Origin of the sequence: Limnospira fusiformis SAG 85.79, from assembly GCF_012516315.1 — a bacterium.
Taxonomy (GTDB): Bacteria; Cyanobacteriota; Cyanobacteriia; order Cyanobacteriales; family Microcoleaceae; genus Limnospira; species Limnospira fusiformis.
In genome coordinates this window covers 4,375,715-4,398,824 of record NZ_CP051185.1, presented here as the reverse complement: position 1 = coordinate 4,398,824, position 23,110 = coordinate 4,375,715, and the positions used below count along the sequence as shown (strand labels likewise).

The 23,110-nt window shown below is 44.3% G+C and carries 22 protein-coding genes, 1 tRNA gene and 6 pseudogenes; 17 read left to right on the top strand and 12 right to left on the bottom strand.

Annotated features, from left to right (window positions below):
- Positions 1-173: 173 nt before the first annotated feature.
- The 6 genes and pseudogenes from HFV01_RS20605 to HFV01_RS20580 all read right to left on the bottom strand — a co-directional run bounded on the left by HFV01_RS20605 (position 174) and on the right by HFV01_RS20580 (position 4,812).
- Positions 174-1,049 (bottom strand): annotated as a pseudogene (locus HFV01_RS20605) (IS630-like element ISAtsp1 family transposase).
- Between the two features lie 152 nt (positions 1,050-1,201).
- Positions 1,202-1,522, bottom strand: coding sequence for a glutaminase (locus HFV01_RS20600; protein ID WP_228116494.1), 321 nt, complete (start codon positions 1,520-1,522; stop codon positions 1,202-1,204).
- A gap of 33 nt (positions 1,523-1,555) precedes the next feature.
- Positions 1,556-1,969, bottom strand: a pseudogene (locus HFV01_RS20595) (HNH endonuclease); the annotation flags it as partial.
- 10 nt (positions 1,970-1,979) lie between these two features.
- A pseudogene (locus HFV01_RS20590) lies at positions 1,980-2,579 on the bottom strand (IS4-like element ISAtsp3 family transposase); the annotation flags it as partial.
- A gap of 132 nt (positions 2,580-2,711) precedes the next feature.
- Positions 2,712-3,721, bottom strand: a pseudogene (locus HFV01_RS20585) (IS630-like element ISAtsp4 family transposase).
- A gap of 38 nt (positions 3,722-3,759) precedes the next feature.
- Complete coding sequence (locus HFV01_RS20580) at positions 3,760-4,812, bottom strand: IS630-like element ISAtsp4 family transposase (RefSeq protein ID WP_048894950.1); 1,053 nt, start codon at positions 4,810-4,812, stop codon at positions 3,760-3,762.
- A gap of 212 nt (positions 4,813-5,024) precedes the next feature.
- Here HFV01_RS20580 and HFV01_RS20575 point away from each other — a divergent pair, with 212 nt between their 5' ends.
- The 6 genes from HFV01_RS20575 (at position 5,025) to HFV01_RS20550 (ending at position 8,125) form a co-directional block, all read left to right on the top strand.
- Complete coding sequence (locus tag HFV01_RS20575) at positions 5,025-6,191, top strand: Na/Pi symporter (RefSeq protein WP_006621087.1); 1,167 nt, start codon at positions 5,025-5,027, stop codon at positions 6,189-6,191.
- Positions 6,192-6,238: 47 nt separating this feature from the next.
- Positions 6,239-6,772, top strand: coding sequence for a PDDEXK nuclease domain-containing protein (locus HFV01_RS20570; RefSeq protein WP_318286297.1), 534 nt, complete (start codon positions 6,239-6,241; stop codon positions 6,770-6,772).
- Positions 6,769-7,347, top strand: coding sequence for a restriction endonuclease subunit S (locus HFV01_RS20565; RefSeq protein ID WP_006621085.1), 579 nt, complete (start codon positions 6,769-6,771; stop codon positions 7,345-7,347). Before HFV01_RS20570 ends, HFV01_RS20565 begins: the two co-directional genes overlap by 4 nt.
- Positions 7,348-7,475: 128 nt before the next feature.
- Entirely contained in the window at positions 7,476-7,589 is a 114-nt protein-coding gene (locus tag HFV01_RS20560) for a type II toxin-antitoxin system RelE/ParE family toxin (RefSeq protein WP_081587642.1), read from the top strand.
- 9 nt (positions 7,590-7,598) lie between these two features.
- Positions 7,599-7,907, top strand: coding sequence for a HigA family addiction module antitoxin (locus tag HFV01_RS20555; protein WP_006621083.1), 309 nt, complete (start codon positions 7,599-7,601; stop codon positions 7,905-7,907).
- 62 nt (positions 7,908-7,969) lie between these two features.
- Positions 7,970-8,125 (top strand): hypothetical protein, encoded by a 156-nt coding sequence (locus HFV01_RS20550; RefSeq protein ID WP_155839082.1) that lies wholly within the window; start codon positions 7,970-7,972, stop codon positions 8,123-8,125.
- Positions 8,126-8,443: 318 nt separating this feature from the next.
- Here HFV01_RS20550 and HFV01_RS20545 read toward each other — a convergent pair.
- Positions 8,444-8,516 (bottom strand) — tRNA-Arg (locus tag HFV01_RS20545).
- Positions 8,517-8,737: 221 nt separating this feature from the next.
- Between HFV01_RS20545 and folB the strand changes: the two genes are divergently transcribed.
- Both folB and HFV01_RS20535 read left to right on the top strand, forming a co-directional pair.
- Positions 8,738-9,091 carry a dihydroneopterin aldolase gene (gene folB / locus HFV01_RS20540; RefSeq protein ID WP_008049009.1) on the top strand — a complete coding sequence of 118 codons (354 nt, stop codon included), beginning with the start codon at positions 8,738-8,740 and terminating at the stop codon, positions 9,089-9,091.
- 289 nt (positions 9,092-9,380) lie between these two features.
- Positions 9,381-10,214: an exosortase-dependent surface protein XDP2 gene (locus tag HFV01_RS20535; RefSeq protein ID WP_193520349.1), complete on the top strand. Its 834-nt coding sequence runs from the start codon at positions 9,381-9,383 to the stop codon at positions 10,212-10,214.
- 117 nt (positions 10,215-10,331) lie between these two features.
- On the opposite strand, the gene HFV01_RS20530 is transcribed toward HFV01_RS20535, so the two are convergent.
- Positions 10,332-12,245, bottom strand: coding sequence for a thiamine pyrophosphate-binding protein (locus tag HFV01_RS20530; protein ID WP_193520348.1), 1,914 nt, complete (start codon positions 12,243-12,245; stop codon positions 10,332-10,334).
- Between the two features lie 18 nt (positions 12,246-12,263).
- Between HFV01_RS20530 and HFV01_RS20525 the strand changes: the two genes are divergently transcribed.
- Together HFV01_RS20525 and HFV01_RS20520 are read left to right on the top strand one after the other, a co-directional pair.
- Complete coding sequence (locus HFV01_RS20525; protein WP_006621079.1) at positions 12,264-12,431, top strand: hypothetical protein; 168 nt, start codon at positions 12,264-12,266, stop codon at positions 12,429-12,431.
- A 96-nt stretch (positions 12,432-12,527) separates the two neighbouring features.
- Positions 12,528-13,638: pseudogene (locus HFV01_RS20520) on the top strand (RNA-guided endonuclease InsQ/TnpB family protein).
- Positions 13,639-13,755: 117 nt separating this feature from the next.
- Here the strand turns inward: HFV01_RS20520 and HFV01_RS20515 are convergent.
- The 3 genes from HFV01_RS20515 to HFV01_RS20505 all read right to left on the bottom strand — a co-directional run bounded on the left by HFV01_RS20515 (position 13,756) and on the right by HFV01_RS20505 (position 17,063).
- On the bottom strand, positions 13,756-15,120 hold the full coding sequence (locus HFV01_RS20515; RefSeq protein WP_072053714.1) for an SGNH/GDSL hydrolase family protein: 1,365 nt from the start codon (positions 15,118-15,120) through the stop codon (positions 13,756-13,758).
- Between the two features lie 125 nt (positions 15,121-15,245).
- Entirely contained in the window at positions 15,246-15,959 is a 714-nt protein-coding gene (locus HFV01_RS20510) for an MAE_28990/MAE_18760 family HEPN-like nuclease (protein WP_193520347.1), read from the bottom strand.
- Between the two features lie 3 nt (positions 15,960-15,962).
- The gene (locus HFV01_RS20505) at positions 15,963-17,063 is read right to left on the bottom strand and encodes a DUF262 domain-containing protein (protein WP_046319905.1); all 1,101 of its coding nucleotides are present in this window, start codon (positions 17,061-17,063) and stop codon (positions 15,963-15,965) included.
- Positions 17,064-17,365: 302 nt separating this feature from the next.
- Between HFV01_RS20505 and HFV01_RS20500 the strand changes: the two genes are divergently transcribed.
- The 4 genes and pseudogenes from HFV01_RS20500 (at position 17,366) to coaBC (ending at position 20,195) form a co-directional block, all read left to right on the top strand.
- Positions 17,366-17,989 (top strand): alpha/beta hydrolase, encoded by a 624-nt coding sequence (locus HFV01_RS20500; RefSeq protein WP_006621073.1) that lies wholly within the window; start codon positions 17,366-17,368, stop codon positions 17,987-17,989.
- A gap of 186 nt (positions 17,990-18,175) precedes the next feature.
- A pseudogene (locus HFV01_RS20495) lies at positions 18,176-18,571 on the top strand (zinc ribbon domain-containing protein); the annotation flags it as partial.
- 19 nt (positions 18,572-18,590) lie between these two features.
- Complete coding sequence (gene isiD, locus HFV01_RS20490) at positions 18,591-18,803, top strand: protein IsiD (protein WP_006617626.1); 213 nt, start codon at positions 18,591-18,593, stop codon at positions 18,801-18,803.
- Positions 18,804-18,938: 135 nt separating this feature from the next.
- A complete protein-coding gene (gene coaBC / locus HFV01_RS20485; RefSeq protein ID WP_006621072.1) occupies positions 18,939-20,195 on the top strand; it encodes a bifunctional phosphopantothenoylcysteine decarboxylase/phosphopantothenate--cysteine ligase CoaBC in 1,257 nt (418 codons plus the stop codon).
- Positions 20,196-20,346: 151 nt separating this feature from the next.
- Here coaBC and chlP read toward each other — a convergent pair whose 3' ends face one another.
- Positions 20,347-21,567: a geranylgeranyl reductase gene (gene chlP, locus HFV01_RS20480; protein WP_006621071.1), complete on the bottom strand. Its 1,221-nt coding sequence runs from the start codon at positions 21,565-21,567 to the stop codon at positions 20,347-20,349.
- A 316-nt stretch (positions 21,568-21,883) separates the two neighbouring features.
- Here chlP and HFV01_RS20475 point away from each other — a divergent pair, with 316 nt between their 5' ends.
- The 3 genes from HFV01_RS20475 to HFV01_RS20465 are packed head-to-tail and all read left to right on the top strand — an operon-like array spanning position 21,884 to position 23,059.
- Entirely contained in the window at positions 21,884-22,090 is a 207-nt protein-coding gene (locus tag HFV01_RS20475) for a hypothetical protein (protein ID WP_006621070.1), read from the top strand.
- A 14-nt stretch (positions 22,091-22,104) separates the two neighbouring features.
- Positions 22,105-22,740, top strand: a complete 636-nt coding sequence (locus HFV01_RS20470) for a hypothetical protein (RefSeq protein ID WP_193520346.1) — start codon at positions 22,105-22,107, stop codon at positions 22,738-22,740.
- 19 nt (positions 22,741-22,759) lie between these two features.
- Entirely contained in the window at positions 22,760-23,059 is a 300-nt protein-coding gene (locus HFV01_RS20465; protein WP_006621068.1) for a hypothetical protein, read from the top strand.
- Positions 23,060-23,110: the final 51 nt, after the last annotated feature.

Genomic DNA, 23,110 nt, shown 5'->3' with positions numbered 1-23,110 from the left:
AAGGGAATCAGTAGGGTTTTTCTGAGACGAAATCGACGAAAAGGTGAGTTTTGATCGAGGTTAATAGCCAGTTTAAATCAGATAGTTTCTGGGGATCAAAAAATTGTTTTCCCCTACAGTATTAAAGCCCCGACTAAAGTGCGGGCGGGGATATATAGCATTAGTCAAGGTGGTTAGGACGCAGCTTTGAGAACGGAATCCATGGCATCATGGAGAGAATCAAACTGCTCAATGCAGTGGCGAATACGGGCTTTCAGCCACGACCAACATTTCTCTATCTTGTTGAGGTCTGGCGAATAAGGTGGTAGATAGAGTAAACGGCATTGAGCTGCCTCCACCAGTTCAGCAATCCGCCCCCCTTTATGAAACGTTGCATTGTCCAATACTAGAGTCTGACCTGGCTTCAATGTTGGAATTAAGATGAACTCCAACCACAACTCAAACACTGTCCGATTACAACAACCCTCAAAGCTAAAGGGAGCTAAGAGTTGTTGATGACACCATGCGGCTATCATACTTACCCTGCCCTGCCTCTTCCCTGATTTGAGTGCATGGAAGCGTTTTCCTTCCTCGCAGTAACCATAAGGGTAATCCGAGTCCTGACTATTCATGCCGGCTTCATCGAGGTAGACCACTTCTTCCGGCTCCATCTGTTCAATCTGAGCCATAAGCTCCTCTCGCTGTTGCTTCCAACGTTCTTGGTAGCCGTAAGTTTTTTTTCTGGTGAAGCCAATTTTCTTCAAGGCTCTGGATATGGTGCGAGGAGAGATGTCGTCATCCCAAAGTTCAGCCATTTGAGCTGCTGTTTTGTCGCCATGCTCTTGGGCAAAAGCCTTGAATTTCTGCCAGTCGGTAATTTTGTGGTTATTGCCAGGTCGGTGATGAGGTTTAGGGAGGAAGTCTCCGGTCTGTGCTTTTCTTTGCAGCCAGAGATTAATGGTGTTCCTGCTGACATGGAAAACTTGACTGGCTTATGTTTTGGGCATACCGTCTAGTTCAATGGCATCAATAACTTTTTGTCTGAGGTCGTAACTATAGGGGGCTGGCATTTTTGGTCTTCTTAGTCATCTCGTCCTCTCCATTATACGTCCTAAGTGTTCTGTCTTGTGCTATAGCTGCTGGTGCCAGAAATTTTAGACAAAAGACTTAGGTTAACCTGGATGTTAGGCTAACATCTGCCACTGTGGATAGTGGAGACTTGTTAGAAGTCATGTAGACCATCACCACCAGCAATCCACTCTTCTAAATTGCGATCGCTTTTAGCTACATTAAACAGGTGTAAACCAAAATCCTGTGATAGGTCTTCACACACCTTAACGCCTCGAATGCTATTACCTTTAGGATCCAAAGGCGGCGAAAATATACCAATCCCCAACTTTCCTGGTACCACGGCTAAAATACCGCCGCCTACGCCACTTTTCGCAGGCATTCCCACCCGATAAGCCCATTCTCCTGATGCGTCATACATCCCACAGGTGAGTAGGGGTCGAGAGAGATGTCGCCATCTCTCCCTCCCTTTCAAAACCGTACTTGATAGTTTCCCATCATACGGCTCCTAGTCTGACTGCTCCATTGTTAAGGATACAGCTCTGGCATTGTCAAGTGCCGTTTTATCATCGCGGGTGTGGCGGTGTAGTAGTTGAAGGTTTTTGTATTCATCCTTTCCGCCTTGGCTTCGAGGTACAATGTGGTCTACTTCAACTATATCTGTTGGTGCGACATACAATCCACACCATTTACACTTGCCTTTTTGCTTTTTGAGTAGTTTTGCTACCCTGTTAGGCGTGTCGATTGCTTGTCCTTTTCTGGTTGCCCAGTAAGTCCAGTTTCCGTCGTAGGGTGTTGCATCGGGGCGTATTGGGGTGTGTCTAACAATTGGAGTCCAGTTATGTTTCCATAGTTGGAATCCATCTTTAGTTTGGAATAACCAAGATTCATGCCTTTCTTTCCCATTACTAAGTCTAACCGTTCTATGTCTGCTAAGTACAGGACAAAAGTTGTAGAGCCTGGTGAAACCGCCCTGAAAACAAAGGCAGATTAGAGAAAGTGCGGCGTAGAAAATCGAAGCCAGTGCGGAAAAGACTCTGGGAGCGTCGTCCGTGAGCCTTCAAAGGAATGGGTGAACCTTGGTGAATCCACAAACCCACCTTCATAGCCCAAGTAAAAGCCAGGCTAAGCAAAGCCAATAAACGGCTCAAGCGCTCAGGGTCCTTAAAGTGAGTCGATTCGAGACAGAAGCCCCGAGTCTTCAAGGCTCCGAAGAGGTTTTCAATACCCCAACGCCGAGCATAGTCGGGGAGGGCCGTTTCGGGGCAAGCGTTAGTGATGAGAATCAACAACTCCCCCGAATCAGCCAGACGAGAGCCAATGACGTAAACCTGCCGTCCCCAAACCCAACGGCGACCCGAAAGCTGGCGAAATTCTCCGGGTCGCAGAGAATCAAATATTCGTTCGCCGCTACGCCGAGTTCCTCCTAACTTAGGACTAATCAGCTCGCTGTGGCGGATGCGTAGGCGGAAAGGAACCTCGGGGTCGATGAGAAGATACGAGAGCCAATCTCGCCCCACAAATTCCCGGTCATATCAAGTCCGGATAATCAATTATAGTAAAGTCTCGGTTTGAGGCCACCAATGATATCAAGTCCGGATAATCAATTATAGTAAAGTCTCGGTTTGAGGCCACCAATGAAAACTGGTCAAGCCTCGAATTAATTAGCGCTGTTTCCACAAACTTCGGCAGCGAGCACACAAGAGTTCCTCTAGCTGATCAAGATTCTCAAATGAACGATTGGCAATGGGTTCATCTACCAGAAGCCACAGTCTTTCTGCTGGTTGTAGTTCCGGGGAATGGGACGGTAGAAACATTAAATGCAGTCCTTCGGGTACTTTCAGATTCTTACTGATATGCCATCCGGCTTGATCAACCACTAACATAATGTGTTGATTTGGACCTAATTTAAATTCGGCAGCAAACTCCTGTAACACTCGACTAAATAGAGTTGTATTGACGTAAGGTATAATCCACCAATAAGTCTCTCCCGTTTCCGGTCTCACAAAACCATATAGCCATAACCACTCGAATTTCCAATTAATATGGGCGAGTGGTTGACAATCTTCCGCTACATAAATACGTCGCATCACCGGTTTGAGTCCCAGACGGTGTTCATCTTCGCTCCACAATTGCACCTGTGCATCAGGGTATCTCCGGCGAAGTCCCTCTAACTCCGTTACCAGTTTTTTTTCCAGGCTTGCTGCTCGTCTTCGTCACTTTCGGTGTGAGCCGGTCTCGGTACACGAAGCCGAAATGTCATTTGTCGCAGAATCTCCCATCCCCTTTGTCGGCTAATTTTTCGTCCAGTTACTCCTGTCAACCAGTCTGCCACCTGGCGACCGTTCCACAGTCCCCCATCCGGCGATGTTCCTTGCAGGGCTTGCCATAACTGAGCTTGAGTCACATCATCAATTAACGGTGGATGTCCGGGATTTCCTTTTCGGCGCGCACCCAGCCCTTTTAATCCCAATTGGTTGTATCTCTTTACCAATTCATAAATCCAGATGCGACTGTAGCCCGTAATTTCTTGGACTTCCTCCGTGGTCTTCCCCTTAGCCAACAACCAAATAATTTGATATTGGCGACTTTCCAAGCCCTCTTGGGCTTGGTGATCAGCCCGGCCAAGTTCTTCGGTACTTAAGTGGGGAGCTATACTAATTCGTCTGGGCATAACGCAAGTTTGGCATTGGTCACTGATATTATAACCGATTAAGCGAACTTGATATGAAAACTGGTCAAGCCTCGAATTAATTCGCGCTGTTTCCACAAACTTCGGCAGCGAGCACACAAGAGTTCCTCTAGCTGATCAAGATTCTCAAATGAACGATTGGCAATGGGTTCATCTACCAGAGGCCACAGTCTTTCTGCTGGTTGTAGTTCCGGGGAATGGGACGGTAGAAACATTAAATGCAGTCCTTCGGGTACTTTCAGATTCTTACTGATATGCCATCCGGCTTGATCAACCACTAACATAATGTGTTGATTTGGACCTAATTTAAATTCGGCAGCAAACTCCTGTAACACTCGACTAAATAGAGTTGTATTGACGTAAGGTATAATCCACCAATAAGTCTCTCCCGTTTCCGGTCTCACAAAACCATATAGCCATAACCACTCGAATTTCCAATTAATATGGGCGAGTGGTTGACAATCTTCCGCTACATAAATACGTCGCATCACCGGTTTGAGTCCCAGACGGTGTTCATCTTCGCTCCACAATTGCACCTGTGCATCAGGGTATCTCCGGCGAAGTCCCTCTAACTCCGTTACCAGTTTTTTTTTCCAGGCTTGCTGCTCGTCTTCGTCACTTTCGGTGTGAGCCGGTCTCGGTACACGAAGCCGAAATGTCATTTGTCGCAGAATCTCCCATCCCCTTTGTCGGCTAATTTTTCGTCCAGTTACTCCTGTCAACCAGTCTGCCACCTGGCGACCGTTCCACAGTCCCCCATCCGGCGCTGTTCCTTGCAGGGCTTGCCATAACTGAGCTTGAGTCACATCATCAATTAACGGTGGATGTCCGGGATTTCCTTTTCGGCGCGCACCCAGCCCTTTTAATCCCAATTGGTTGTATCTCTTTACCAATTCATAAATCCAGATGCGACTGTAGCCCGTAATTTCTTGGACTTCCTCCGTGGTCTTCCCCTTAGCCAACAACCAAATAATTTGATATTGGCGACTTTCCAAGCCCTCTTGGGCTTGGTGATCAGCCCGGCCAAGTTCTTCGGTACTTAAGTGGGGAGCTATACTAATTCGTCTGGGCATAACGCAAGTTTGGCATTGGTCACTGATATTATAACCGATTAAGCGAACTTGATATCATCCGTTTGACTAATGAACTACGGCAAATAAAAGAAATAACCAGAATTTAATCAAAAATTAAGTTTTTTATTAACCAGTGATCAGAATTTTTATGGCAGCATTCAAGGTAAAGACTAATTTCTTCATGAGAGATAAAATCTATTCACATATTAGCTATGAGTAATATTCAAGAGCAAGTTCCAGAAAAAAATCGACGGACAACTCAAGGCAACAAACTGCCCCAATGGATTGCCGTGTTAGTGCTGGTTTATATCATTATTGTGGCAGTTGAACTGGTGAGCCGAGGCTTTAGGACAGCTACCGCCGACCAAGCCGAAGAAATCTTTGCCTTTGCCACCAATCCTTTCCTAGGACTGATCGTTGGGACGCTTGCCTCAGCGCTAACTCAGTCTTCCAGTGCTGTTACCTCAATTACGGTTGGTTTGGTAGGGGGAGGCTTACCCGTGGCAACTGCCGTACCGATCATCATGGGAGCCAATGTCGGAACCAGTCTCACTAGCACCCTCGTGAGTCTAGCCAGTATGGGGGATAAAGAGGCTTTTAAGCGAGCGCTGGGGGCCGCCACTATCCTTGATATGTTCAACATCTTCTGTGTGATTATTTTTCTCCCCCTTGAAATTCTCTTTCATCCCCTCCAAACTGCGGCGGGCTATCTTGCACGGTTTTTTATTGGCGATTATTCCCTAAGCATCGGAGATTACAACTTTGTCAGGGCGGCAACAAGCCCGGTGGTCGGTTTTTTCAGAGGCATAGCCAGCAATTTCCCTGAACCTTTTGATGGACTTTTCCTGATCTTTGTAGGGGTTATTGTCATTATATCAGCGATCTATTTTATTAGTAAGCTCCTCAAAGTTGTACTGGTGGGTCGTGCCAAAGATATTTTCGAAATAGCAGTGGGGAGAGGTCCCATTGCTGGCATTGCTGCCGGGATGTTCATGACGATTTTGGTTCAGTCTTCCACAACAACAACCTGTTTAATTGTTCCTTTAGCCGCCGCTGGTGTGATGACCTTACAGCAAGTTTATCCCTTTACCCTGGGGGCTAATATTGGCACGACTGTGACTGCTATACTTGCTGCGACCGCAATTTCGGGAGATACCGAAGTCTATGCTTTACAAATTGCCATGGTTCATTTTCTTTTTAACTTCTTTGGTGTTCTGATTATTTTTTGTATTTCCTTCATGTACAGGATACCGATTTTTCTGGCAGTAACATTTGCTTCTATGGCAAGTGAGAGAAAATATTTAGCCTTTGTTTACATTATCGGGGTATTTTTTGTGATTCCTGGATTTTTCTTGGGGGTTACTAAGCTTTTTGGTTAGATTAGTCCCGTCACTTACTTGAATATGTAAGTACTCAGGCAAAATTAATTGTATATTTTGAGCCAAAGTTTATTAGGATATTTCCCCTTGAATCAATATCTTGTAAAACCGTGGAGGCTCAGGAGCGTGAAATAGAAAGGGCATTAGTTAAGCACGTTACACAATTTTTGTTGGAGTTGGGTGCAGGATTTGCTTTTGTGGGTCGTCAGGTGTTGCTGCAAGTGGGTGAGGAGGAGTTTTTTATTGATCTGTTGTTTTATCATCTGAAATTGCACTGCTATGTTGTGATTGAACTGAAAGCGGACAAGTTTAAGCCTGAGCATTTGGGGCAGTTGGGGTTTTATATGACGGCGGTGGATAGGCAAATGAAGGCTAAAGAGGATGGGGTTACGATCGGTTTGTTGTTGTGCAAAAGCAAAGACAAGGTGGTGGCTGAGTATGCTTTGGGAGATAAAAGCCAGCCTATGGGTATTGCGGAATATAAGTTATTGGAATCTTTGCCTGTTCCGTTACAAACTCAATTGCCGAGTATTGAAGAGATTGAGCGGGAATTGATGGGGTTTGATGGAGGTGTGGGATGAGCGGTAGGAATTTCCTGGGGAGGCTGTTAGATGGGGCGGCGGTGGAGTGGAATACCTTGGGGGAGATTGCTGAGATCAATACTGGACAGAAGCCAACTGAAATTTTTGATAACGCGACAGATTATGATTACATTAACGCAGGAACAACTAGATCTGGATATACCGCAAGCAGCAATTGCGAAGGCGACACAGTTACAACGCCATATCGAGGTCAAGGGGGAATTTGCTATGTTGGATATCAAAAGACCCCGTTTTGGTTGGGGCCGTTATGCTACAAGCTACGATCAACAGATGAAGCTCTACTCATCAACAAATATCTTTTCTATTTTCTTCAGTCAGAAAGCGATCTGCTTTTAGGTCTAAAAAAAGAAGGGGGAGTGCCCGCAGTCAATAAGTCCGATTTGGCTAAATTAGAAATCCCGATCCCACCCCTTGCCATTCAAGCCGAAATCGTGCGGATTTTGGACACTTTTACAGCGTTGACCGCCGAACTGACCGCCGAACTGAGCGATCGCCAAAAACAATATAACTACTACAGCGATTTACTGCTCACCTTTCCTAAAACGGAGGCATAGATGACTAACTACAAGGCGATCGCCCAATCCAATAACGCGATCATGCTGGCTCAACTTCCATCTCTCGGAAAAGAAAGAATTTTTTCTGAGAAATTTGCGCTTGACGTTTAACGTGACTCGTTGAACGCTTGGTAGGCAGTAGAATCGGTCAGTATAGTATCCGAATTAATGACCAATGGAGAATTTGCTTTGGGTGGAAAGATGGGGATGCAACAGATGTAGAAATTGTTGACTATCACTGAGGTGGAATCATGACAAAAAATAAATTAGATAAATTGACCCCTGTACATCCTGGCGAAGTCCTGTTAGAAGAATTTCTCAAGCCCATGAATCTGAGTCAAAATCAGGTTGCTCTAGCCTTGCGTGTACCTGCACGTCGAATTAATGAAATTATTCACGGTAAACGTAGAATTACGGCAGATACAGCCCTACGTTTAGCCTATTATTTCAATATGTCCGCCCGGTTTTGGATGGGTTTGCAAATGGATTATGATCTGGATGTAGCTGAAGATGCACTCGGAGAAAAATTAAAAATGGAAGTTTGTTCCCGGCAAGACTAACAGTAAAGCCATACGAATATTACCGCGATTTACTGCTCACCTTTCCCAAAACGGAGGCATAGATGACCGACTACAACGCGATCGCTCATAGGTTTACCTATAGGTATAGTCCACGGAAAGGCGGTCTGATATCTTTGTACATTGATTACTTAGAAGGTTCCCCTCTACGGCTACCTACGGCTATCGTGTTGACTTTGAATCATACCCTCCCCCCATAACCGGAACAAGTACTATTGGGGAAGTGACCGATGTGATAGCAGTCAATGGTGACGAACGAACCGATAGGCTTGCCATTGACGGGTATCACAAGGGAACTACCCTATCGGTGTTTGGTTGAGGGGAGGTATGGATATTTGACATATTGATTAAGTTGTGCTTATTGATTAACCCGCCAATAATTAAGATTTGTTGCTAAGGGATATGCACCAATTGTCCCGTGTGCTAAGACTGAATGGAGTGCATTTTGAGTGTGACGGTACGACTATCGGGTTAAGTAAATTCCCGCTATCGCCGTCAGGATAAGGCAATAGAAAAAACGAGCATGGAGGGATTTGAACCCCCGACCCTCAGAACCGGAATCTGATGCTCTATCCACTGAGCTACATGCCCTAAGACCAAATTCACTATAACATATATTCGGCAAATATTGATCAACCCAACGACAATTTCATCTCTTAGCAATCAATCCCCTATAGCAGGGAGGGGGTCGGTTCGCCAAATACCAGGAACCTCAACGCTAAAATTTCCTGGGTCATGGGCCTATATTTCTACCATAGGTGGCGCTTTGGGTGAAAATTAAGATCACAATGACAAAAAGGTTAGCTAAAAATATGGACTCAATTGAAATTAAAGGTATCCGCAGTTATGGTTATACGGGATATCTCCAGGAGGAAAGGGTATTAGGTCAGTGGTTTGAAGTTAATGTGCGCTTGTGGTTTGACTTGCGCGTTGCCGGACATAGTGATACGATCGCAGATACGGTGGACTATCGGGGAACCATTGCTACAGTTGAGCATATTGTAAAAACGGCTAAATTTGCTCTGGTGGAAAGACTAGCAGAGGCGATCGCTCAAGCTATCCTGGAACAGTCCCAGGTTGAGCGGGTTCAGATCCAGTTAATTAAACTCGCTCCCCCCATTCCTGACTTTAGCGGACAAATTCAAGTTGAAATCACTAGACCTTAACATTCACCACCGCAATTAGCAGTCGGTTAACTCCATTTTCAGGTTATACCTTTCCCTAGGTGTCAGATCACAACAGGCTGTGATTTGTGACACATACGTTCAAGACCATAGTCACAAAACTAAAAAGCTACCTTTACAAAAGCCATACATTTATAAATCTTTGGTAAAAAAGGTGTTTTACATTAGACACACCAGGGAAATGATGCTACAACATTAATAGTACGAAAGTACGAAGTCCAGCCAAGTTGTTATCTAAGTTAGTCAAATTATCACACCAGAGGTAAAAATTATGAACACTAAACTAAGTCTATCAGTATTTTTAGGTGTACTAGCCGGTGGTCTAGGATTCGCAGGTTCTGCTCAAGCATTTTACTTCGAGACCCACTTATTAAACCAGGATTCCTACGATCCGGGTGGGGATGTCTTGCTGGATTATGTTAAGGTTGATGGCAATATTTTCAGTGATTTTGCCCTTGTCAACCGCGCTAATATCATTCATAACGACGAGTATACAGGTGGTAACACAGGTGCTGCTAGTTCTGATATGGGACCACGAGCAAACATAGGAATATCCAGGGAAAACCCCACCAATGAAGACATTGTGACATCTTTGGGAAATTATAGCCTTACCAGCATTATCGATGGAGAGGACACCGGAAGTTTCGCGATCGATCTTTGGTTTGATCGTCGGGTTGATAACCTGTTTTTGTGGGAACGTGGCATGAACAGTGCTGTAACAGTTCAAGCGATCGACCGACTAGGCAACAGTTTGGGTAATACCTTTACTATTGGACGGAACAACTGGGATGATGCCGGGTTTGAAATTACTACACTAGAAATTGCCAATACCAGAAATTCTGTTCAACAAGTCGGTTCTCGGGGAGTCTCCTTGGCTGATTTAGGACTTGAGCCCTCAGTAAGGTCTATTGGTGGTATTCGTGTAAGTGCTGCATGGTCTGAGTTGGATGGTCCTGGCAATAATCGTATGCGAACAGATTATAATGGACCAGACTGGAAAGTGGTTGGTGCTGCTGTACCAGAACCAGGTATGATTTTCGGTCTAGGCGCTATTGGTGCTGGTTTGGTTGCTTCCAACCTTCGCAAGAAAGCAAATAAAGCGTAGAATTGCAGTAACGGTTAGGTTCAGATTTGATGCTGCATAGACTCTAAAGGAAGGCGGGTTGATCAACTTGATCAACCCGCCCTATATTTTTTAACCAGAAAAAAGGTTGTTTGGTGACTAACGGACTAATTCCTTAACCTTGGTCATAATACCGTTGGGGTCAATACCCTGATGAGGGAACTGTTCCCAGAGACCGCCACAACCTTCCTTGTGAGTAGCAAGATAGGCGTATTTAGGAGTATAGCCACCTTCTAGCAACCAGGAACCAAAACGGCTACCGAGTCCAGTGCGACGGTTAAAGGCTTCGACGACCATGACAAAGGGAGCGTTTCCGATTTTGGCTAACATATCTTCATCAACGACATTGAGGGTAGATTTATTAATTAACCCCACATCAATACCTTCTTGTTTGAGGCGATCGACAGCATCTAAGGAACGGTACAAACTATCGCCAAAGCTGACAATATAACCAGCAGTACCCTCGCGAATGACCTCATCTTTACCAGGGATGAACTTGTAGCCGTCGCCAAAGAAATGATTTCCGTCACTGTTGAGAATATAGGGAACTTTGGAACGGGTAGAGAAGATAAACCGGAGTCCGGGGTCAAAAAATACGGCTTCGACACAGGCTTTCATCTGGTTAGCGTCGGCGGGGAAATACAAACGAGTTTCGTAACCGTCATCTAAGCCATTGTCGGCGAACATATTATTAATTCCGAAATGGCAGGTATTATCAGCCATGTCGTCAATGCCACTATGGGAGAAGTGACAGAGGACGTTGGAGTAATTCAGGCGCGCCATAGTGATTTCGGAAATGCACATTTCTAAGAAGGCGCTAAAGGTGCCGAAAATCCCCTGTTTGCCTTTTTCCATACCAAACCCGGCGGCGGCGGAGAAGTTACCGCGCTCCATAATACCGCCTTTGATAAAGATTTCTGGGTAGGCGGTGCGGATTTTTTGTAGACCACAGGAGCCTTCTAAATCGCTATCGACACAAAGGACTTTTTCTTTACGATCGCTATCTGTCATGGTAGCGAGAACGGAAACGACGGCATCCCCAAAGACGTTACGGTTGGAACCGAGATCGTCACTAGAACCGATGAAGGTGTAGTTTTGTTTAGGTGCTTGGATACCTTGGAGATATTTAACCGCTTCGGTGCGACCTTTGGCTTCCAAATAAGCGATCGCCGCCTTGACTGAAATCACATCATGACCGTGGGGGGAACCTTCGAGACCTTCAATTCCGACACACATTTTCCGACGGTTAATCACGGCGACGGGACCATCTGTATTAATAGCTTGGCAGATCAGACCATAGAGGCTATCAATATCTTCTCCATCTCCCTCTAGGACTTTCAGACCGTGACCGATAAGGGTTTGGGCGACTGTGTAGCCAGGAATATAATCAGAAGGGTGTCCGGCGATGGTGACATCGTTATCATCAATAATCAGTTTAACGTTAAGCTGTTGGGAGACAGCCAGACGAGCGGCTTCAGCATCATTTCCTTCCTGTTGAGAACCATCGGAACCCAGACAGAAAACGGTTTTATTGGGGTTAGCCATGGCTACGCCGTTGACGTAAGGCCACATATGACCGAGACGACCGGAGCTAAATTTTACGCCGGGGGTGAGTCCTAATTCTGGGTGTCCGGGTAGTTTGGAATGTGCGGCGCGATAGCTCAGGAGCTGTTCGGCGGGCATAGAGCCTTCGAGTACGGACATTAAATATTGAGTAGCGACGCGGTGTCCGGCTTCGTCAAAGAAAATGGGGACGAATTTATCGGGGGAACCGCGAAATAAGGCATCAAGGATCATTACTTCTGGGGCGGTGTCGTAGGGTCCCCCTGTGTGTCCGCCAACTCCGCGCGCTGCGCCAGTGGCGGTGAAGAAAACGATCGCATCTCTGACCAGTTCAATATTAGCTTTCAGGGCCTTTCGTTGTTCGTCGGTTAGGGTGCTATTGGCTGGGTCAAGTTTCAGGTATTGGTAGGCTCCCAAGTCAATGGGGAAGACGGCTTGAGCAACAGTCATGAGTATTCCAGTTTAGATATGTCAACTTCATGGGCGATCGTGGTTGCTAAGGACTGCGATCGCCTTGATTTGATTGTTTCACATTTCGGCCCCACTTCAGCACTTACTCTCCACATTTCCCAAAAAAGTCCCAAATTATCCCGCCTATGTTTGACGGGGTGTCTGTTATCAAGAAACTGGGTCTAAAACCCCGTCCTTCTAGGACGGCTTTAATTGTAAATTTTTGTGGCAATATCGAATATTTTGTGCTGATGGCGTTAGTATAAGATAGGAAGTAAACCCATGCTAGTTTTTGAGTTCAAAACCTACGGAAAACCAAGTCAGTTCATTGCAGTAGCTGAGGCAATTCGTACAGCACAGTTGGTCCGCAATAGCTGTTGGCGCTAGACGAACTCAATTCTCAAGCGAGACAAGCCAGCGCTGAAAGAGCTTGGTCAGCTATCTCTCGATTTTATGAAAACTGCAAGAAGAAGATTCCCGGTAAAAAGGAGTATCCGAAGTTTCCGAAAGATTGTCGCTCAGTTGAATATAAATCAACCGGGTGGAAACTTGCAGACGACAGAAAATCAATAACTTTCACAGATAAAAAAGGAATTGGTAAACTCAAAATCAAGGGTACACGCGATTTACACTTTTACCAAGTCAGCCAGCTCAAACGGGTCAGACTGGTGAAACGTGCTGATGGTGTGTACGTTCAATTCTGTATTAACGTTGACAGGAAAGAAAACACAGCGCCGACAGGCAATACCATTGGCTTAGACGTTGGACTGAAAGAGTATTACACCGATTCAAACGGAGTCACCGTTGAAAATCCTAAATTCCTGAAAAAATGCGAACGTACCTTAAAACGTAGTCACCGTCGCGTATCGAAGAAGGTTAAAGGTTCAAAAAACAGAGGCAAAGCTAGACAGATTCTAGGTAAACACTATCTCCAAATAAGTAGGCAACGTAAAGACCATGCTGTGAAGTTGGCAAGGTGCGTAGTTCAGTCAAACGACTTGATAGCCTACGAAGATTTGAGAATTAAAAATATGGTGCAGAATCATTGTTTAGCTAAGTCTATCAACGACGCTTCTTGGTATCAGTTCCGTGTCGGGCTTGAATACTTTGCTAAAGCATTTGAAAGACGTAACGGTTGCGGTAAATCCGCAATACACTAGCCAAGAATGCTCTAACTGCGGTGCAATTGTGAAGAAAACACTATCCACAATCCGCGCACGTTTGTAAGTGTGGTTGCTCAATGGATAGAGATGAAAACGCAGCTAGAAATATTCGGAGTCGAGGATTGAGTACGGTAGGGCATACCGGAACTTTCGGTGTGCCGAGCAACGCTTTGGGAGACAAGTCCTCTACTGTTGTTGGAGAAATCCTGCATCAGCAAGTCGTGTCGTAGAACAAAGAATCCCCGTGCGTTCACGCCGGGGAGTGTCAAGCAATTGAACAAGATATAGGGGGTAGGGATACTGGCGCTAAATCACCAAGAGGTTAGGGTGAGGCGGAAATCGGAAAGTTACTGATAATCTATCAGCAGTTGCTCATAGACATCACTGGCGATAATTTGATGAGTGGTGGTGGTGGGGTGTAGGATATCCCAGAATAAATACTGCTCTGGATTATCAGCAATGGTTCCTAATATAAATGATATACTACTGTCGGTAACGTTGGTTAATCCAAATTGTTCAGGATTGGCGATCGCATCCTCAAATAAACCACCCACATCAAATAAACTCACATTAGCACCAGGTAGGTTTTGATTTAATTGGTCTACAGCTTCCCGTAAACCTTGATTATGTTCTGCACTGAGGCGGTTCAGTTCCTCCGCATCAAAAGAATTAACTGGATCGACGGGATCTAGGGGGTTAAATCTCGCTACTGGTAATTCTCCTAATGGTGGTAAGTTTAACATCAGGAAATCCCGCGCCCCAAACTGATAGAGAGAAGTTACAGCTTCAGTTAAATTATTAACCGGAATAGTACCATCAGTCTGTCGTCCCGCTAAGTAATCATTAGCGCCAACCCAGAGGGTATATAAGGCATTAGGATTAGCTGTTTGACCCGATGCTAACAAAGGAGCAATAAAAGCCTGTAATTGATTTTCCAAACCCGGGAATAATCCCGGTTCTGTGGTATTTAAACCGCTAGTATTAGCCCCACAAAAGGCAAAATTAATCCCCTCATTTGAGGGAGATTTTTCGCTAAAATTGACGGGATTTAAACTCAGTTTATCCCCCAAATAATCTACCCATAATAACCCATTAGAGGCGCGACCTTGAAAGTAGGGTAATCCTGCTAAAACTTGTCCTTCCGAGGCGATAAAAGCGTTTCCGGTATCGGATAAACTATCACCAAATATATAGATTTCCTCGAAGTGCAGAGCCTCGATAAAGTCATCAATGGTTAACGAATTAGCCGAGACATTATTGAGGGTGACTAAGGTTTCACCATTGAACTCAATTACAGTGGATGAATCCGATTGTTCAATGTCTAAATCTGAAAAGGTGGCTCCCCTAAACAAGCGCAATTTATCAATACCTGGTTTAAAGTCGGTAATTAGATCCTGATCCGCACTTGACTGGGATAGTATAAATTCATTAATTCCATCTCCACCAGTGAGGGTGTCTAAACCGCGATCGCCTGATAAAATGTTATTCCCAGAACCACCAATAATCAAATCATTACCCTGACCGCCATAGATGGTATCATTACCCGAATGACCGATGAGAGTATCATTACCCTGGTTTCCTAACAAAATGCGCCCTTCTGGGTCATCATTGATGATATAATCATCACCCTCCAAAAGAGCGATCGCCTCCGTCAGGGGAGAAGCGCTAAAACGAGTAAGCTGTTCCGGTGGTAACTCCGAGATAATGATCACATCGTCACCAAAAGTACCGAGACCCAGATCTAAGCGATTTTAGGTGATTATATCACAAATCATATTCCGTTCTTCTGATGTCAAATCTTACACAGTATAGCAGGATATTTTACCCTGGGGTTAATTTACGGGGTTTTTAAATATTCTTGATTTGCTAAATAATTTTCGATATTGATGATAATTTGTCGTAGATAAATTATCACTCTATTCTTAATGATAAAAAGTTCTCTAGCCGTGGTATCTCTGCCTATATCATTAAAGGATTTTAAACCATGTGCTAAATCATTTCTATGATTCTTTATAGACAATAAATCCTCACTATTTTGGGTTCTTCGAGGGGATACTTTACTCGAAAAACCATAAGTTTGGGCTACATCTTTGATTTTTTTAGCGTCTATATTTCCCGAAAAAACATCATCATTATTCCAAGTTTCAATGATAATATCCAGAGAGATTTTATCAATTTTATCTATAATTTTTGCAGGCGATCGCTTTTGGATATTCTTTAATATCACTATCTTCATCTCTCGTCTCAAAACATCAAAATTCACTTGATGAGTATCGAGGTAATCAAATATATATTCAATGGCTCTCCTCATAGTTCCCTCCACCAAATTATATAGCAATAAAAAACCATTGGCTTTGAGAGTTTTTTCGATATCAGTATTAAAATAAATTTGTTCATATTTATGAATCATTGTGCTGGCATTGATATCACCAATACAAAGTTTATAATTGTCTATCATCGTGGTTTTTTGCTCCAGTCGTTTAAGAAACATAAAGTATTGACTAACTTCTACAGACTGTTTATTAAAATATGCCCATAATGTACTATCCATAGATTAACCCAAAACCTGGTCACGAACATACTCAATTCGACGGCTAACTTTATTACCAGAACTACTAGCATCACTTTTAGTATACTCATTAAAATCTTGTGATTTCAAGAAGTCTGTAGACTTGAGAACTAAATCTTTTTGCTCACGCAAAGCCAAAGCCACACCTACACATAGAGACTCAAATTTGATGCGAGTTATAGGTCTAATTTTATGTTTACCTGTTCGCAAACTCTCAGGAAAGTATGTTTCTATTACCGATAGCATTGACATAAATTCATAGCGCATACGCTCTAATTCTGCTGTGGGATTTTGATGTTGCTTTAATTGTTCATTTTTCTCCTTTAAGTAGTCGTCTAAAAAATCATGAATCTTTCCCGAAAAAGATTTATATTTTTCTAAAAAAGCAAAGAATCTCAAAACATACTCTTGAGGATCACGTTTCTTGATAGATGCTTCCGAAAAAGCACATAAGCTGATAAATTTTGGCTCCTTTGATAACTCTTCTATCAAGTTTAAAAATAATCCTGGCTGACTCCCTCTTCGTTTTTCCATTTGGTTAAGTTCAATGCTTCCTGAGTTAATCCGTTCAAACAAATCTCGGCGGACTTCTTCATCAGCATCTTCAGTTAATTTAATTAATCGAATAGTATTTCTAAGAAATCGTCGCTGACGAGATGGAGACAAATATCGAAAATGAAACCCGTTTAATGCGGTTAACTTTTGGAGTTCACAAAGTTTAAGTTGATTATGGATAAATCTAGCTAAGGTTCGTATTCTCTGGGTTCCATCTATAATTTCTAACCGTGAGTAATCTTGATCATCTTCTTCTTTGGAAACATCAGCGACGAAAATATAGGGAATTGGAAGACCCAGAAAAATCGATTCAATAAATTTGGACTGATGCTGCTCATCCCAAGCCATTTCTCTTTGGTAGTCAGGTATAAATATTTCGTTGGTGTCCTCATCAATTCCAGTTAAATATTTATCCACTAATACCTCAATGGGATATTCAAGGGTATTGTAGTCAATCCGCTTTTGGTTTTCCCTAATCTGATTTTCGGCTGACTCGACTTTGGCGGTATTAATAACTTCTGTATTCGACATATTGACAATTAAAATAGGTGTATCATCATGGTAGAGATAATCAATGATTAGCAACCAATGCCAGATTTTGGCACTGCGGGGTTAAACTGCCACTATGTTTATCAGTAATTTAGGACTGCCTGGAAATTTACCACATACTTTTTAAATTGTCAATGGATGTAGACTATATAGCTCGCCCGGCTATGCCTGGAAATATCTGGCTATATCAGATATTATTTAAGTGATAAATATCCCCATGGCTTGAGTGTTTTTTATAAGTCATGTAGGATAGCGATAAGTAAACCAACAGGTCAGAATTAAATATGTCGTTACACTCATATACAGTCAAATCAGAAAACCCGGAAAATCCCGAAGGTTTAATCATATTCCTGCATGGTTGGGGTGCGAATTGTGAGGATCTGACCTTTTTGGCTCCCATGTTGAGATTACCGAATTATTGGTTTGAGTTCCCAGAAGCTCCCTTTCCTCACCCACAAGTTCCGGGGGGTCGCGCTTGGTACGCCTTAGAAACTCAGGAATATGAGGGAATTGAGGAAAGCCGGGAAAAACTAATTGATTGGTTAAACGCGATCGCCCAAACTACTGGAATACCACCACAGCGCACGATTTTAGGCGGTTTTTCCCAGGGGGGAGCCATGACTTTTGATGTCGGACGGACAATGGGTTTCGCTGGTCTGATTGTACTCAGTGGCTACTTACACTTTAAACCAGAACCCCAACAGACCCCCCTACCGCCGATTTTAATGGCTCACGGTAAACAAGATATGGTCGTCCCCCTCGGAGCGGCTCACCAGGCGCGGGACAGTTTCCAGAAATTAGGGGCAACGGTGGAATATCATGAGTACAACATGGGTCACGAGATTTGTCCCGATATTTTGGGGTTAATACAAAGTTTTGTGATCAAAACCCTGCCTAACAACCATTAACCCTTTAATATAAAAGAGAGCATGATTTAATCTCAAATTAGGTTAACATTTTACGGCAATACGGTATAATACTAAGTATGGTGCGAGACCTTCGGGTATGAAATATAGCTGAAATGGGCTAAATAACTACCCGGTGAGGACTTCAACCCCTTGGTTGATTGGGTCGCATCCCTGGCCATCCCATAACACAGCCGGATTTTTTTGCCCACCTTCGAGACTTCCAATATGGTTGCCAAGGTGAAGCGTCTAATCAGGTCTAAGACTGCCCGCGCCATGCTGAAATGAGCGCATTATCGATTCAAACTAACCCTGAGACATCAAGCGGAAATAACTGGAACCACAGTTGTAGATGTGACCGAAGAATACACCAGCAAAACCTGTACTCACTGTGGTCATGTCCATTCCCAGCTAGGTGGCTCAAAAGTGTTCCGATGTCCTGAGTGCGGGTTCACTCTACCACGGGACTGAAACGGTGCTTTTGGAATCTTTCTAAAAGCTGTGCGGGATACCGCCTCTGTTATCTTAACGGGTAATAGTGCTATCGTCGCATTGTCCGGGAACAACCGGAAAAATGTCGCGTAAATGTATCAGGTATTGCGAGATGGAAATGTTGACTCAATCTTCGCCCAAGATTTCCGCATTGACAGCAGATGATGTGGCTCAGTTAGCTTCCCGCTTGGAAGTGGATAATTACAGCAACGCATTTGAGGGATTGCAGGATTGGCATTTACTCAGAGCGATCGCTTTCCAGCGTCCAGAATTGGTTGAACCTTATATTCACTTATTGGATTTAGAAGCCTATGACGAAGCCTAAAGAATTCTAGGATACCCCAAAACCACAATTTCCCCAGGGTGGGAGTATATAGAAACCGGGTTTCTGGAAAAATCGGTTAGTGAGAAACCCGGTTTCTGCGCCTACCAAATATCACTAATACAGCTATTAGCTTTTATGTCCGACCGGCGACGTATTTTAATTGGGGTAACTGGTGGAATAGCCGCCTACAAAATTTGTGAGGTGGTTTCCACTTTGGCAAAATCGGGGGCGGAAGTTCGTACTATCGTCACGGACTCGGCTCAACAATTTATTACCCCCCTAACTTTAGCTACTTTATCGCGCGATCGCAGTTATAGCGATCGCGACTTTTGGCAGCCTACCCACGGTCGCCCCCTTCATATTCAGTTGGCACAATGGGCTGATATTTTCGTCATTGCACCCCTAACCGCCAATACCCTCAGTAAACTAGCCACCGGAATGGCGGATAACTTGCTCACTAATACGGTTTTGGCTTCCACCTGTCCGATTTTGTTGGTTCCAGCTATGAACCGGGAAATGTGGAAACAGCCAGCGGTGGCGCGAAATTGGCAACTACTTTTAACAGATAGTCGCTTTCACAGCATTACTCCCATTCCTGGTATTCTCGCCTGCGATACCCCTAATAATACCGACAGCCAATCAGTTGAGGTGTCAGCAGCCGGACGTATGGCAGAACCTCAACAAATATTAGCCCATATTTATTCCCTACTCCATACCCAAGGAAATCGAGATCTCGCTAATAAACAAGTCCTCATTTCCGCCGGGGGAACTCGCGAACATTTAGACCCGGTGCGGTTTATTGGTAATCCCGCTACTGGTAAAATGGGAATAGCGATCGCTCAAGCCGCAGTCCACCGAGGCGCACGGGTGACAATGGTACATGGTCCCATGAATAATCTGGAGATGGTGGAGACTCTATCAGAGGTTACCTTAGTTAGTGTGACTACCGCCCAGCAAATGTCCGAGGCAATGTTATCATTATTTCCCGCAGCCAACCTGACTATTATGGCGGCGGCGGTCGCTGATGTCCGACCTACGGCTTATCACCCGGAAAAGTTACCTAAGCGATCGCTTCCTCAACAACTAGACTTGGAAACAGTACCCGATATTGTCGCTCAATTGGCACAAAAAAAACGCCCCGACCAGCAGTTAGTTGGCTTTGCGGCGCAAACTGGAGATATTTTAGCCCCCGCTTGGGAAAAATTGCAGCGCAAAAACTTAGATGCGATCGTTGCTAACCCCATTGACCAACCTGGGGCGGGTTTTGGTAGCGACACCAACCAAGCTATCTTACTCGCGCGCCATGGCAGAAAACAGAACATCAGCGGATGCACTAAGTTACAATTAGCTCATCACCTGTTAGATTTCATTGATTTTTCACCAATAACCTAATAGCCGCGGGTTCTGCGATCGCCTTTATATTACAGATTCTTTATAACCCCCCCTGACCCGCCCATAGCTGGTCAGATATTTAACTAAAAGATAGCCCCGTCTCTTGAGATGAGAGCGGGGCGGTAACTTTCGGTTAAACTAGGTTAGGGCGCTAGGGCGCTAGGGCGTGACCGCGTAGCAGACTACCCACAGTTTTGGCTGTGATCTTCATTTGTACTAACGGGTTAGCCGGAACAACTGTCTTATACAGATAGCTGTCAAACGTCATCCGTTGTACATCGAGATCAGAACACATTTCTACAAATGCTTCCCGACTTGCATCAGAACGGTAGAATACCCGTTGCAGGACATCCAGCACTAGGTAGGTCATGCCATACTGTTTATCCCAGCGTTTCAGATACAGTTTCAAATCATCTTCAGTGGGGATACGCTGACCGGCGTTGGAAGTTTCCACAATGGTTTCAGCACACATACGACCAGACTTAGCCGCAAAATAGATACCTTCACCAGAAGACTTAGTTACGGTTCCGGCTGCATCTCCCACCAGGGCTACCCTTCCCACAACCCGACGAGGACGGGGATGTTCTGGAATTGGGTGAGCTTCCACTTTAATGATTTTACCACCTTCAATCCGATGGGCTGCGCGGGCACGGATTCCAGCTTGCAGCTTTTTGATCATGGCTTGGTTAACCTTCATGGTTCCGGTTCCTACCGCCACGTGATCATATTTCGGGAACACCCAAGCGTAAAAGTCCGGGGAAACATCATTCCCTACATACATTTCCGCCCGATCTTCGTAATAAGCCATTTTATCAGCCGGGATGCGAATCCGCTCTTGGAAGGCGATCGCATAATTATAATCCCCAGCGTCAATAGCCTTGGCTACACGGGAGTTAGCTCCATCAGCACCAATGACGAGATCTACTTTCAGGGTTTTGGCAGTTCCTACCGCATCACCACTAGAATGATCATTGTAGTGGATCGTGTAAGGTTCGCCACTGCTGGCGGGGATTTCTAATTTGTGAACAGTACCGTTGATTAGGTTAGCACCCAACGAAGCAGCACGGTCACGCATGAAACCGTCGAGGACCTCCCGACGACACATTCCGATATATTCGTTTTCATTTTCTAAATTGATATCCACCTCACGGTTAGAGGGGGAAATCATTTTCATTTTTCTGACCCGCCGATCAATGATTTCGGGTGGCAGGTCGAATTCACTTACCATACACAGAGGAATAGCACCACCACAGGGTTTGGCGTTATCCAGTTTGCGCTCGAATAAATAGGTTTCAATTCCAGCTTTTACTAGCGTTTCGGCTGCGGATGAACCCGCAGGACCAGATCCGACAACAGCAACCCGTAGAGTCAAAGGTCTTCTCCCAAAAATTTATCTCGTCAGTTACTAAGCCAAAATCCTAACACGAACTTGCAGCCTAGGGGGAGGTTTCTGTTCAGACTTGTGACGTATTGCAACACACCTTAACATAACTTTACAAAACTCCAACTTCATTCTCACTTACCGCTTTCATAGCCATGGGCAATAGTTAATTATACTTATTGGTTCTCCCCAACCTTACCCACAAGCATGGTGGGAATTGATGATTGACAGGAAAATCCGGTAGTATTGATAATGGCAGACTAAATTAATTATCCATCCCTAACTCAACCGTAAATAAGCCCAAACTATGCCTTGGAATAATCAGCAAAACTCAACCACAACGCCTACTCAACTAATTAATCAAATCTTAACTTCTGGGAAACTGACCTATCTCCAATATCTGGGATTAATCTCAATTATCTTGTCAGACACTCAGATTAATGATTTAGAACGCCATCAAATTAATCGCATTTTTGATTATGTGCAAAATGGTCGCCTGACTCTGATTCCCTAAAATTAATTTTAGTTATGAATACCCCCAGTCACGCAATTATTAATCTGGCTTTATTGGCAAATTCCAGCCAACCCGATGCTAATTTATTCATTGTTTTAGGAGGTATTTTACCAGATATTCCCATCTTTGTATTCTACGGTTGGGCAAAATTTATCGCCAAAATGCCAGAATCTCAAATCTGGTCAGATGCTTATAACTCTCAGCATATACAAAGGATTGTGGCTATTTTTCATTCTATCCCCTTGGCGATTTTAGCCTGGGCGATCGCCTTTAAGTTGGGATGGTTGATAGCTCAAGTTTTGTGTATAAGTATAATTTGGCATAACTTATTAGATTTGCCAGTTCATAACGATGATGCCCATCGCCATTTTTTCCCGCTCAGTAACTACCGTTTTATCAGCCCAATTTCCTACTGGGACCCCCGACATTATGGCTCCCTAGTGTCCCTAATGGAATTGCTGTTAGTATTATGGGCAAGCTATACAGTATTTTTCCAAGTGCGATCGCCCCTAGGTCAAACCCTAATCCTATTGGTTAACCTGCTCTATACAGGTGGCTACAGCTACCATATCCTTAAACGTACCAGAAAGCAGACTCACCACCCCATAAACCGAATCAAAACAGCTATACTAAAGAAGATAGCCCCATAATGAGAGCTTAAATTTTCCGATGAAAGCACAAGAGTTAATCCCCCTCAGCTTATTGATAATAACTGCGATCGCCCCCGTTTCCGCCCAAACCACCGAAACCACCGACAATAGCCGTGAGTCCCTCAGTTCAGTTAATCCTGTTGTAGTGGACCAACCAAAAGCGATCGCTCAAATTGACCAAGCCACATTGAGAAATGCTTGTGCTACCAAACGCTTTGACCTGCTACCAATTCCCTTTTCTGATGTATCCCCCGACCATTGGGCGTTTGAGGCGATAATGAACCTATACTACTGTATGTGTCCATCTACCAAATTCTAACTTTCTGGTAAAATTGATCACATCCTGACATTTAAACTTTTGTATTAGCCC